This is a genomic window from Thauera linaloolentis 47Lol = DSM 12138 (genome assembly GCF_000310205.1).
Classification (GTDB): Bacteria; Pseudomonadota; Gammaproteobacteria; order Burkholderiales; family Rhodocyclaceae; genus Thauera; species Thauera linaloolentis.
In genome coordinates, this window is sequence record NZ_AMXE01000006.1 from 86,214 (window position 1) to 98,619 (window position 12,406).

Genomic DNA, 12,406 nt, shown 5'->3' on the forward strand with positions numbered 1-12,406 from the left:
TGGTGAATGAGATGCGCATGTCGGTTCATCGCGCCACGGCGCTGCTTGATCTCTGCCGCGCTCCGGATAGTATCCGGTGAGCCAGCGCTTCGTAGTCACCGTCGAAATGGTGGCCTCCGGTTGTGCGCACGATCTCCGCGCCCGCGCTCAATCGTGTGCAGGCAGCTGTTTCGTCTTCCGTGCCGTAGAAGCATTGCAGGAGGCCGGGGGCGATGCGGGCAGCTTCCGGCAGGGTGGGTGCGGCGTCTGCATGCGGGCGTCCGAGCCAGCCCGAGACGCTGACCTCGAAAGCCGCGCTATCGGCAAAACCGAGCAGCGAGATTTGTGCAACGCGCGCTTTTGCGTGTGCGGGAAGGCGGTTGTAGATCGCGGGGAGAACGTCGGCGCCGAAGGAGTAACCGATCAGCACGATGTGCTGCGCCTGCCATTTACGGCCATAGGCGTCGATGATGCGAGCCAGGTCATGCGCGGCCTGTTCCGGAGCGCGCCGCGTCCAGAAGTAGCGCAACACGTCCACGCCGACCACTGGCAGACCCTCGCGCTGCAGCAGCGCGGCGACATCCTTGTCGAGATCCCGCCAGCCGCCGTCGCCCGAATACAGGATGGCGAGTGTTCCATCGGGTTGTCTTGCCGGCAGCTCGATCAGGGGCAGGTCGGCAAGCACGTCCTCCTCGGCTGGGTGTCGCCTGTCCCTCAACTTCGATAGCAGCGTGTCCATGGAGGCCTGGCCGCTGTCGGCGATTTCGAGACCCTCGCGGGTGCGGAGCCCCGCAACGTAGTCCCGGGTGGCCTGGCTGGCCTCGCCGGTGGTGAGGACCACGGTACTGAAGGGCTGGGGAGATGGCGGCTGCGGAGGGGCCTCGCCGGCCTTCTGGCCGTCCATGCCGCACAGTGCCTTGCCGGTAGGCAGGGTGGGCAGCGGGTCGATGGCAACGACGCGGGAAATCGTCGCCGCAGCCGCCTGGCGCGCGATGCCAAGCGCCAGGCTTCCTCCGGCGCCAATCCCTGCAAGCACCGGGAAATGGTAAGCGTCGGCGTTTGCCTGGCGCTGTATCCGATGGCTGATGGCTTCGATTTCGCCGATCAGGATCACGCAATCCTCGCGGCGTGCCGCCATGCGTACCAGCGTGCCTGGCAGGTCGATGCCGATCACTGCGATTCCTTGCTTGGAGAGGGTGCCGGCGGCGGAGCGCTCCGTGCTGCCCCAGCCTTCGGCGCCCGAGAACCAGACCACTGCAGCGGTGGGCGGCGCCGCTGGCAGGATGATCTCCGGCTCTCCTATCGTCGGGCCGTTCTCGGCCGCATGAGTGTTCGTGCAGGCGGAGGACAGCGCGCCGCACAGGATCGTACAGGCCGCCAGCCAGTGTTTCAGCTTCATTTCCCGATCACTCCTTTCAGGCCGCCGCTGATGAGCACGGTGATGTCGGCCAGCGCCAGCATCGGATTGATGCCGCCGGCCACTGCCAGGTAGCGCGCTTGCCAGTCCGGCTGAAACTTGGCCTTGAAGGCCCGCAGGCCGCTGAAGTTGTAGAAGCGTTCGCCATGCTCGAACACCGCTCGCCCGACGCGGTGCCAGATGGGTGCCGCGGTGCTTGGGGACAGTCCCGACAAGGGCGCCATGCCGAGTGAAAAGCACTTGTAGCCCGTGTCCTGGAAGTACATCAGAAGGCGCAGGAGCAGGACTTCCATGGTGCCGTTTGGCGCATCGGGTGCGAAGCGCATCAGGTCGATGCTGGCTTCTTCCTTCAGGCCGGTGAGCAACAAGCTGGCGAAAGCGATGATCCGGCCTTCCCGGCGCAGGACCGCAACCGGCTGCCGACGAACATAGGCCGGGTCGAATGCGCCCAGCGAGAAGCGTTTCTCGCGTACCTTGTGATGTGCCATCCAGGCGTCGGAGACGGCGGCGAGTTCGTCCATGCAGTCCGACAGCGCATCCGGTGCCACGATCTCGAACCGCAGGCTCTCCCGCTCGGCGCGGTTCAGCGCCTGGCGCAGATTGGCCCGCTTGCCGCCCTTGAGGTCGAAGGACGGCAGATGAACACGCGCTTCCTCGCCGAGCTTGAAGGCCATCAGGCCCGCATCTGCATAGAGGCCGAGCGATTCCGGGGCGACCTGGTAGAACACGGCCCGTCCCCCGGCATGCCGGGCCATCTCGGCAAAGCGCCAGACCAGTTCGGGCCAGCATTCGCGCGGACCGATGGGGTCGGACAAGGCAACCCAGGAGCGTCCCTGGCGGCCGTACATGATGAAGGCGCGCCCGTCGGCAGAGAACAGCAGGTACTTGTCTCCCATGGCCACCAGCCCGGCGTCCGCCCGTGCTTGGGCGGATGCGATTCTCAAGGCATGTTCGAGCTCATTGCCGTCCGGTAGTGCCGACGGGGTGTTCACCGGCCGTATCAGCGACCACCAAGCGACGAAACCCGCCACCAGCACGATGCCGACGAGGGCGCGCAGGCTGCGGGGTGCTTCGCTGGAGAACTCGAACTGCCACCACAGCGCATGGGTGTAGTTCACATCCTTGTACATGAACAGCAGCAATGCGGCCGCCGTCACGAGCAGGACGGCCATGGCTGCCAGCCAGCCCGGCGTCATGGCTTGATGCAGCAAGGAAGCATGCCGCGAAAAGGCCCGCCGCGAAGCCAGCAGGGCCAGGAACAAGGTCGCCAGCAGCAGGACCTCTCCTATGGCCAGGGCCTTGAACAGGGCCAGCACGGCGGATATCGGCACGATGATGACGGCGAGCCACCAGGCGCCGTCCAGGCGGTAGACCAGTCCGCGCGCGACGACCAGCAAGGCCATACCGAGGACGCTGCCAAGGAAGTGTGCGCTTTCCAGCACGGGCAGGGGGATCTTGGCGCCGAGCGCTTCGAGCGCATGGCTGCCGGCGGGAGTGACTCCGGAAAAGACGAGTAGGGCGCCGAGCACCAGGGTGAACCCGCCGATCATGGGCGGCGCCAGACGGTGCCCGCTTTTCAGCAGTGCATCCATCAACGGTGTTCTTGCCGCTTTGCGCAGCTCCAGCCCGGTGATCAGGAGCACGGCCAGCACCAGCGGCACGAGGTGGTAGATCACGCGGTACAGGACCAGGGCGGCGAGAATCCTGTCGATCGGAAGATGGCTGCTCAAGGTGGACACGATCACCGTTTCGAACACCCCCAGGCCCGCCGGTACGTGGCTGATCACGCCCAAGCCCACGGCGACGGCATAGATGGCGATGAAGGCCGGCAGGGCGATGCTGTCCGGTGGCAGCAGTATCCACAGTACGCTGGCCGATGCGCCGATATCGACGAGGGTGGCGACGAACTGATGCAGCATGCGGCGCCCCGAGGGCAACCGCAGGGTGAGGCGGAACATGCGAAAGGTCCGTCCCCGTCCGGCGGTGATGCAAAGCCCTGCCAGGAATGCGAGCACGCCAGCGCCCAGTATCTGGAGCGTCAAGGCCGGGAGCGGCAGCATGCTCAACTCGCCGGCGGCGATGAGCAGGCCGAGGGCAGTCGTGCCGGCAAGCCCGAGGCCGAAGGCGACGGTGACGAATGCGACCACACGGGCGACCTGGTCCGGTTCCAGGCCATAAGGCGTGTAGAAGCGGTAGCGGATGGCGCCCGCGGTCAGGGGGCCGAAACCTACCGTGTTACCGACGGCGTAGGCGCAAAACGATGTCAGTGCGACGGCGCCGCGCGGTACTTTCCGGCCGATGAAATCCAGCGCGCCCAGATCGTAGACCACCAAAGCGGCGAAGCTGAGGCCTGCGCACGCCAGGGCGATTGCCAGCGCACCTGCCGGCGTTGCCGCCAGTGCGGCTTCCACGTCGGCGTAGGAAACCTCGCTCGCGAGATGGCTGATTGCCGTCCAAGCAAGGATGAGAATGGCGACGGCCAGGGCGGGAATCGCCACTGGGCGTAAACGTTGAACCCAGTCGGTGAGGCGGCCGGCCTGGGTATGGGGTTTGTCGACCTTCAAGATCACCTCGCTCCGGGGAGCGAAAACCGATGGGGTGCCATACAGGCAGCGTCTGTGAGCGCGCTGGGGGAGCAATATAGCCGAGTTCGGTCCGGCATGGCTCGGCAAGATGTCGCTTTGCCCCGGTGTCGCCTCAGCGTGGGAGCTGAGGAGGGCGAGCGCTCATTGCACGTCGCGCAGCCACTGTGCTTCCCAGGCGTCGAGTTCGGGCAGGCAATGTGACAGCCGGCGCTGGAGTTCCGCTTCCAGGGCTTCGAGGTGCACGCGTAGTCCGTCGTCTGCCTGCGTCATCATCAGGGGTACGAAATCGATCACCAGCTTGCCGGCAGCACGGCCAGGGCGTGCGGGAAAGCCCTCGCCCTCGAGGATTACCCGGCGTGAGGAGGCGCTGCCGGCATCGAGCGTCAGGTCGCGGCAGCCGCCAGGATGCGGGATTCGCACCGTTCCACCGATCAACAGACGCAGCGCGCTGATCGGGCGCTGCATCAGCAGGTCGCGCCCGCTGCGTGTATACAAGGGATGCGGAATCAGGCGGATGCGGAGGTGGAGGTCTCCCGGCCGGTCGGCGTATTCCGGGTGGGGCTCGCCTTCGCCGGCCAGGCGCAGACTGTCGCCATTGCTGAGGCCGGCCGGCAGGCTTACCGCCAGCCAGCGTTCCTGCGTCTGCCGGCCGCTGCCTTCACAGGCCCGGCACGGTTCGGTGTTGCGGTAGCCTCGACCCTCGCAGGCCGTACAGCGTTGCAGACCCTTGTTGCTGCGAATCCGCCCCGAGCCGCGGCAGGGTTCGCACAACCGGGTAACGGCCAGCCGCGTCTCGCCGGTGCCTGTGCAATGCGTACAGGCGGCCGGCTGATGCAGGCAGATCTGTTTCGAGCCGCCACGGAACGCTTCTTCGAAGCTCAGATCGAGCTCCATGAAGCGGTCTGCTCCGCGCGGTCCTGCATCGTCTCCGGGAGGCGGGGGTCCATCGTGAGCGGATGCCGGGCCGTCCGCGTGTCCATCTTCTTGCATGGTCTCCGCCGTCGTGCCTGCGTCCGGGGACGCGCATGCAGTGAGCAGGCGGTCGTGCGCCTGGCGCAGCGCCCTGAAGTGCTCGGCCGCGGCGGGGGCCGGGTTGCGGTCGGGATGCCAGTGCATTGCCAGCCGGCGGAATGCGCGCTTGATGTCGGCCGGGGTGACGCCCGGCGCCAGACCGAGCAGTTCGTAGGCTTTGCGCATGGTTGGCATTCGTCGGCAGGTGAGGGCGCGGGAAGAGGGCCAAGACGCAAAAGGCCCAGTCCGGAGACTGGGCCTTTTGCGTGGATCTGGCGCGCCCGGAAGGATTCGAACCTCCTACCCCCTGGTTCGTAGCCAGGTACTCTATCCAGATGAGCTACGGGCGCAATCTCGAAACGTTTATGGCCCGTCATCGAAAGGCCGGAAATCTGGCGCGCCCGGAAGGATTCGAACCTCCTACCCCCTGGTTCGTAGCCAGGTACTCTATCCAGATGAGCTACGGGCGCTTTTTTACTGCACTGCGAAGGAGCGGGATTATAACTGCTATCCACACTTCTTCAACTGCTTTCTTGGCGGAGAGGGTGGGATTCGAACCCACGGTAGGCTTGCACCTACGCCTGATTTCGAGTCAGGTACATTCGACCACTCTGCCACCTCTCCGCTCGAAGGTCGGCATTATAGGGCGTTTTCCGGACAAGTAAACGCCATGGCCGAATTTTTTAGGCGGTCGCGGCCTTGGGGGACATCTCTTCCCAGGCGCGGACGGCTTCCGCTGCGTACATCAGCGCCGGCCCGCCGCCCATGTAGGTACACACCGCCAGGGTTTCCATCATTTGCTCGCGGGTGGCGCCGAGGCGGAGCAGCGCCTTGACGTGGAAGCCGACGCAGGCGTCGCAGCGCTGAGTGACGGCGATCGCAAGGGCGATGAGTTCCTTCTGCAGTTCGCCCAGTGCCCCGTCCTGCAGCGCGCCTTTGGCCATCGCATTGAAGCCCTGCATCGTTTCCGGCGCTTCCTTGCGCAAGGTGGCGAGCGCCTTGGAGACGTCGGTGGTGATCTGGACGAAGGACTTGGACATTGCAGCAGCTCCGTGTTTAAGAATTTAAGAGAATTCTAATGTTAATACGAAATCGATGATTCCTGCTATTGCCATCCTCGAAGAGCGTGCGCTGCAGCCGCTCCGCCGGTGAACGGAAACGGCGGCCGCACAAAGTGCAGGCCGCCGCTTGACTGGAACGGAGAGGGGGCTCAGCCTGAACGCTTGTCGCACTCGATCAGCGCGTAAGCCGAGTGGTTGTGGATCGACTCGAAATTCTCTGATTCGACCACGTAGGCGTCGACCCGCGCTTCGGCATTGAGCAGGCTGGCCACGTCGCGCACCAGGTCTTCGACGAACTTGGGGTTGTCGTAGGCACGCTCGGTGACCCATTTCTCGTCTGGGCGCTTGAGCAGGCCGAAGATTTCACACGAGGCCTGGCTTTCGACCAGTTGCACCATGTCCTCGATCCACAGGTGGTCGTTGAGCACGGCGGTGACGGTGATGTGCGAGCGCTGGTTGTGCGCGCCATAGTCCGAGATTTTCTTCGAGCAGGGGCACAGGCTGGTGACCGGCACCACGATCTTCATCGTGAATTCGTAGCGGCCGCCTTCGCGGATTTCGCCGACGAAGCTCACTTCATAGTCGAGCAGGCTGTTCACGCACGACACGGGCGCAGCCTTGTTGATGAAGTACGGGAAGCTCATCTCGACGTGGCCGGTTTCCGCTTCGAGGCGCTCGACCATCATGCGCAGCATCGGCTCGAAGGATTCGACCGAGATGTCGCGCTCGTTCGAGTTCAGGATTTCGATGAAACGCGACATGTGGGTGCCCTTGAAGTTGTGGGGCAGCCCGACGTACATGTTGAAGCTCGCGACGGTATGCTGGATACCGCCCGCCTTGTCGCTGACCTTGACGGGATGGCGGATCGACTTGATGCCGACCTTGTTGATCGCGATCTGCCGGGTGTCCGCGCTGCTCTGGACGTCCGGCATGAAAGCGTCGATGGGGGTGTTCATGAGCGACTCTCAGGAAAGGCTGCGGAACGGAGGCCGTTCGCATGTGACATGCAACCCAGTTGCAACAGGCCTGCCATCTTAGCTTTCCCGACAAAAATGCTCAACTATCGGCCTGATCGATTGCCTTGATGCTGGCGAGGATGCCTGCCTCGTCCAGGCCAACGGAGGCCAGCAGCTTGGCCTGGTCGCCGTGGTCGATGAAGCGGTCGGGCAGGCCGAGGCGCAGCATGCGAGGGCGGCGCGGCTGCGTGTCGATGAAACGCGCAACCTCGGCGCCGGCGCCGCCGATGACGGCGTTCTCCTCGATCGTCACCAGCAGTTCGTGGCTCGTGGCGAGTTCTGCCAGCAGCGTTTCGTCGATGGGTTTGATGAAGCGCATGTTGACCACGGTGGCGTCGAGTGTGTCGCCAACGCGTCGGACGACATCGACCATGCTGCCATAGGCGAGCAGGGCGATGCGCCTGCCCTGGCGGCGTATTTCGGCCTTGCCGATGGGCAGTGCGCTCATGGGCGCGCCGGACAACACCGCGCCGCTGCCGCTGCCGCGCGGATAGCGCACGGCGGTGGGGCCGGGGTATTGCGTGGCGGTGTAGAGCATCTGGCGGCATTCGTTCTCGTCCGCCGGGGCCATGACCACCATGTTGGGGATGCAGGCGAGGTAGGAGAGGTCGTAGGCGCCATGGTGGGTCGCGCCATCGGCGCCGACCAGGCCGCCGCGGTCGATCGCGAACACGACCTGCAGGTTCTGCAGCGCGACATCGTGGATCAGTTGGTCGTAGGCACGCTGCAGGAAGGTGGAGTAGATCGCCACGACCGGCACCAAACCTTCACAGGCCAAGCCGGCGGCAAAGGTCACGGCGTGCTGTTCGGCGATGCCGACGTCGAAGTAGCGTTCGGGGTACTCCTGTGCGAAGCGCACTAGGCCCGAGCCTTCGCGCATTGCCGGGGTGATGCCGACGATGCGCGGATCGGCCGCGGCCATGTCGCACAGCCAGTCGCCGAACACCTGGGTGTAGGTCGGCTTGCCGCCGCCCTTGTTGGCCTGGATGCCCGCGGTGTGGTCGAACTTCGAGACCCCGTGATACAGGATGGGGTCGGCTTCGGCGAGCTTGTAACCCTGGCCCTTCTTCGTGATCACGTGCAGGAACTGCGGGCCCTTGAGCTTCTTCAGGTTCTGCAGCGTGGGGATCAGCGCATCCAGATCATGGCCGTCGATCGGGCCGTAGTAATGGAAGCCGAATTCCTCGAACAGGGTGCCGGGGCTGATCATCCCCTTCGCGTATTCCTCGACCTTGCGCGCGAGTTCGGCGACCGGCGGTGCCATGCCCAGCACCTTCTCGCCGACGCGGCGGGCGGTGTTGTAGGTCGAACCCGACAGCATGCGGGCGAGGATCTTGGTCAGCGCGCCGACCGGCGGCGAGATCGACATTTCGTTGTCGTTGAGGATCACCAGCAGGTTGATGTCCTCGATGTCGCCGGCGTTGTTGAGGGCCTCGAAAGCCATGCCGGCCGACATCGCGCCGTCGCCGATCACGGCGATGGAGTGGCGGCTTTCCTTTCTGTTGCGGGCGGCGACGGCCATGCCCAGCGCGGCCGAGATCGAGGTCGATGAATGCGCGGTGCCGAAGGTGTCGTATTCGCTTTCGCAGCGCCGCGGGAAGCCGGAAATCCCGCCCCAGAGGCGCAGGCCCGCCATGGCTTCGCGGCGGCCGGTCAGCACTTTATGGCCGTAGGTCTGGTGGCCGACGTCCCACACGATGCGGTCGTGGGGGGTATTGAATACGCTGTGCAGGGCAATGGTCAGCTCGACGGTGCCGAGGTTCGACGACAGGTGGCCGCCTGTCCTGGAGACGGATTCGATCAGGAAGGCGCGCAGTTCGTCGGCAACGATGCCCAGTTCGCGGCGGTCGAGCGCGCGCAGGTCGGCGGGAGTGCTGATGCGTTCCAGGGTCGGGTAGGACATGTGCGGTCCGGTGCTGAGTCGTTATTGTCGTGGGCGTCGAGTCGTGCGGGCGCGGGCCTAGAAAGCGCGATGCACGATGTAGTCGGCCAGGGATTCGAGGCGTCCGGCTGCGGTGCCGAAGGGCGATAGTGTCGCACGAGCGTCAGCCAGCATCTCGTCGGCGAGGCGTCTGGCCTCGTTCAATCCGAGCAGGCTGACGTAGGTCGGCTTGTCGTTGTCGGCATCCTTGCCCGCGGTCTTGCCCAGCGTGGCGGTGTCAGCCTCGGCGTCGAGGATGTCATCCACGACCTGGAACATCAGTCCGACCACCTTGGCATAGTGGTCCAGACGCTGCAGTTCGCCCGCATCCAGCGAGCGCCCGGCGCGCGCGCCAAGCAGGATGGAAGCGCGGATGAGGGCGCCGGTCTTGTGGATGTGCATGAACTCCAGCTCTTCGCGGCTCAACTGCACGCCGACCGAGGCGAGGTCGATGGCCTGGCCGCCGGCCATGCCGCGCGAGCCCGAAGCACAGGCGAGCATGCCGACCATCTTCAATTGGGTGGCGGCATCGTCGGCCGCCGGCGCGTCCGTCAGCGCCTGGAAGGCCAGGGTCTGCAGGGCGTCGCCGACCAGCAGGGCGGTGGGCTGATCGTATTCGACATGGACGGTGGGCTTGCCACGGCGCAGCACGTCGTCATCCATGCACGGCATGTCGTCATGGACCAGCGAATAGGCGTGGATCAGCTCGACGGCGCAGGACACGCGGTCCACGCGTTCGGCCGGGGCGCCGCTCAGTTCCCCCGCGGCGTGTGCCAACAGCGGGCGCACGCGCTTGCCGCCGCCCAGCACCGCGTAGCGCATCGCTTGGTGCAGGCGCTGCGGGGCGCGTCCTGGGTCCGGCAGGAGGGCTTCGAGCGCACTTTCGGTGCGCTGCTGGATTTGCCCCATCCAGTCCTTGAACGATGGCCTGTTGCTCATTGCGCCTTTCCTCCATCGGCAAAGTCGACGAGCTCCTCGCCTTCCAGGACCTTCACGCGTTGTTCGGCGTCGGCCAGTGTTCCCTGGCAGTAGCGAAGCAGGCCGACACCGCGCTGATAGCGTGCGAGCGCGTCCTCGAGCGGGAGCGTGCCGGATTCCATTTCCTGCACGATGGCTTCCAGCTCGGAAACGGCGGCTTCGAAGGATTTGGGGGCGGTCGCCGACTTTGGCATGGATGAATATTCGCGCGGCAAAAACGGGAAAATAACCGATCGCAGGTCTGGCGGTCAAACAGAGGCTGGCTTACACTAACCCGTTTATTTTTCCGGATTTCTTGTCCGCAAGGGAGGTTCGGGGATGACCGACATCGCTTCCAAGGCTCAACTGGCCCAGGCCGTTTCGCAACTGCCTGTATCGTGGTACTTCGACGAAAAGATTTTCGAACTGGAGAAGAAACTCCTCTTCGATGCCGGCCCGGGGTACGTCGGCCACGAGCTGATGGTGCCCGAAGTCGGCAACTACCGCTCCCTCGAATGGCTCGACCATTCCAAGCTCCTGTTCCGCACCGGCGCCGGCATCCACCAGATGTCCAACGTCTGTCGCCATCGTCAGGCAATCATGTTGCAGGGCAGTGGCAGCACCGAGCACGTCGTGTGCCCGGTACACCGCTGGACCTACAACCAGCAGGGCGAACTGATCGGCGCGCCGCATTTCGCCGAAAAACCCTGTCTCGGGCTCAGGCGCGATGCACTGGAAAACTGGCACGGCCTGCTGTTCAAGGGGCCGCGCTCGGCCAATGCCGATCTTGCCGGCATGAAGGTCGCCCCGGCCCTGGACTTCTCCGGCTACAAGCTCGATCGCGTCGAGATGCATCAGTGCAACTACAACTGGAAGACCTTCATCGAGGTCTATCTCGAGGACTACCACGTCGTGCCCTTCCATCCGGGGCTGGGCAGCTTCGTCACCTGTGACGACCTCTCCTGGCAGTTCGGCGACTGGTATTCGGTGCAGCAGGTCGGCATCACCTCGCTCGCCAAGCCGGGCTCGTCCGCCTATGCCAAGTGGCACAAGGCGGTGCTCGACTACTATGGCGAGAAAAAACCCGAGCACGGCGCCATCTGGCTTACCTACTACCCCAACATCATGGTGGAGTGGTATCCGCACGTGCTGGTCGTCAGCACCCTGATCCCGACCGATGTGAACCGCACGACCAATGTCGTCGAGTTCTACTACCCGGAAGACATCGTCGAGTTCGAACGCGAATTCGTCGAAGCCGAACAGGCCGCCTACATGGAAACCGCCATCGAGGACGACGACATCGCCGAACGCATGGACCGCGGCCGCCTTGCGCTGATGAAGGAAGGGCGCAACGAAGTCGGCCCCTACCAGTCGCCGTACGAGGACGGCATGCAGCACTTCCACGAGTTCTACCGCCGGATCATGGAGCCGCAGCTCTGAACCCCCTTGGCGCGGCGCCAGCCTGGCCGAACTGTACGCCACCGACCGCATCGTCCCGGTGGTCGTCTTCGCGGAGGGCGGCGATGGGCGGGTGGAGCAGGCCGGAAATCGCCTGCCAGGTGTTGTTGTGGCGCGGGTCCGCATCCAGCCAGGCTTCGAAGGCGCTGCGCTCTTCGGCGGTGGCACTGCCGGAGTCGAGCCGCACCAGCCAGTCGATGGCGCGTTCGGCGATGGGGTCGAGCCGTCGGGCAGGCGTGTTCACCAGGCCCTCCCGTTGCCGCGCGACAGCCTCTCCGGAGGCGCGTCGCCCATGAGGCGCCGGCCGCCGAGCCCGGACACCTGGACACGGATCGCGTGGTGTCCGGGTCGACAGGTATCATCCCGCCCATGTCCCGCCTGATCCTCCTCAACAAGCCCTATGGCGTGCTGTGCCAGTTTACTGCCGAGTCCGGGCACGCGACCTTGAAGGATTGCATGCCCGTGCCTGGCGTCTATGCCGCGGGCCGGCTCGATGCGGACAGCGAGGGCCTGTTGCTGCTGACCGATGACGGGGCCTTGCAGCATCACATCGCCGATCCGCGCCACAAGCTGCCCAAGACCTATCTGGTGCAGGTCGAGGGCGAAGCGGACGACGCGGCGCTGGCGCCGCTGCGCGCCGGGCTGGATTTGGGCGACTTCCGCACGCAGCCCTGTGATGCACGCCGGGTGGCGGAGCCGGAATGGCTGTGGCCGCGCGATCCGCCGGTGCGGTTTCGCAAGACGGTGCCCACGTCGTGGCTGGAGATCGTGCTGCGCGAGGGCAAAAACCGGCAGGTGCGGCGCATGACGGCCAGGATCGGCTTTCCGACCCTGCGCCTGGTTCGCATCGCGATCGGGCCGTGGGGGCTCGAAGGTCTGCTGCCGGGGCAGTGGCGCGACGCGCCTCCGCCGGAGCTGCCGGCATCGGCGGCCCGCCAGGCGGCACGGGTGCCGGGCGGCAAGCCGCCTGCGCGGGGCCTCCCGAGGGCGTCGGCGCAGGG

Annotated in this window: 11 protein-coding genes and 3 tRNA genes; 2 read left to right on the top strand and 12 right to left on the bottom strand. The window is 65.3% G+C overall.

The annotated features are described in order from the left end of the window. Window positions 1–25 precede the first annotated feature (25 nt). From C666_RS03505 to C666_RS03555, 11 genes are all read right to left on the bottom strand, one after another. Window positions 26–1,378, bottom strand: a complete 1,353-nt coding sequence (locus tag C666_RS03505; RefSeq protein WP_004333834.1) for a virulence factor family protein — start codon at window positions 1,376–1,378, stop codon at window positions 26–28. After that, entirely contained in the window at window positions 1,375–3,966 is a 2,592-nt protein-coding gene (gene mprF, locus C666_RS03510; protein ID WP_004333837.1) for a bifunctional lysylphosphatidylglycerol flippase/synthetase MprF, read from the bottom strand. The genes C666_RS03505 and mprF overlap by 4 nt, the downstream gene beginning before the upstream one ends. Window positions 3,967–4,122: 156 nt before the next feature. Next, window positions 4,123–5,178 (bottom strand): DnaJ C-terminal domain-containing protein, encoded by a 1,056-nt coding sequence (locus C666_RS03515; protein ID WP_004333839.1) that lies wholly within the window; start codon window positions 5,176–5,178, stop codon window positions 4,123–4,125. Window positions 5,179–5,265: 87 nt separating this feature from the next. Continuing rightward, window positions 5,266–5,342: transfer RNA gene (locus C666_RS03520), tRNA-Arg, on the bottom strand. 43 nt (window positions 5,343–5,385) lie between these two features. Next, a tRNA-Arg gene (locus tag C666_RS03525) sits at window positions 5,386–5,462 on the bottom strand. Between the two features lie 64 nt (window positions 5,463–5,526). Continuing rightward, a tRNA-Ser gene (locus C666_RS03530) sits at window positions 5,527–5,616 on the bottom strand. A gap of 59 nt (window positions 5,617–5,675) precedes the next feature. After that, window positions 5,676–6,032 (bottom strand): carboxymuconolactone decarboxylase family protein, encoded by a 357-nt coding sequence (locus C666_RS03535; RefSeq protein WP_004333842.1) that lies wholly within the window; start codon window positions 6,030–6,032, stop codon window positions 5,676–5,678. Window positions 6,033–6,202: 170 nt separating this feature from the next. Continuing rightward, window positions 6,203–7,009, bottom strand: coding sequence for a GTP cyclohydrolase FolE2 (gene folE2, locus C666_RS03540; RefSeq protein WP_004333845.1), 807 nt, complete (start codon window positions 7,007–7,009; stop codon window positions 6,203–6,205). 100 nt (window positions 7,010–7,109) lie between these two features. After that, window positions 7,110–8,972, bottom strand: a complete 1,863-nt coding sequence (gene dxs, locus C666_RS03545) for a 1-deoxy-D-xylulose-5-phosphate synthase (protein WP_004333849.1) — start codon at window positions 8,970–8,972, stop codon at window positions 7,110–7,112. A 57-nt stretch (window positions 8,973–9,029) separates the two neighbouring features. Continuing rightward, window positions 9,030–9,929 carry a polyprenyl synthetase family protein gene (locus tag C666_RS03550; protein ID WP_004333852.1) on the bottom strand — a complete coding sequence of 300 codons (900 nt, stop codon included), beginning with the start codon at window positions 9,927–9,929 and terminating at the stop codon, window positions 9,030–9,032. Beyond that, window positions 9,926–10,162 (bottom strand): exodeoxyribonuclease VII small subunit, encoded by a 237-nt coding sequence (locus C666_RS03555; protein WP_004333854.1) that lies wholly within the window; start codon window positions 10,160–10,162, stop codon window positions 9,926–9,928. The genes C666_RS03550 and C666_RS03555 overlap by 4 nt, the downstream gene beginning before the upstream one ends. Before the next feature lie 124 nt (window positions 10,163–10,286). Between C666_RS03555 and C666_RS03560 the strand changes: the two genes are divergently transcribed. Further along, window positions 10,287–11,387: an aromatic ring-hydroxylating oxygenase subunit alpha gene (locus tag C666_RS03560; protein WP_004333857.1), complete on the top strand. Its 1,101-nt coding sequence runs from the start codon at window positions 10,287–10,289 to the stop codon at window positions 11,385–11,387. Here C666_RS03560 and C666_RS03565 read toward each other — a convergent pair. Next, window positions 11,368–11,649 carry a FecR/PupR family sigma factor regulator gene (locus C666_RS03565; RefSeq protein WP_004333860.1) on the bottom strand — a complete coding sequence of 94 codons (282 nt, stop codon included), beginning with the start codon at window positions 11,647–11,649 and terminating at the stop codon, window positions 11,368–11,370. The genes C666_RS03560 and C666_RS03565 overlap by 20 nt on opposite strands. 125 nt (window positions 11,650–11,774) lie before the next feature. Between C666_RS03565 and C666_RS03570 the strand changes: the two genes are divergently transcribed. Beyond that, window positions 11,775–12,406: pseudouridine synthase (locus C666_RS03570; protein WP_004333862.1), on the top strand; the 632-nt coding region annotated here is incomplete at its 3' end.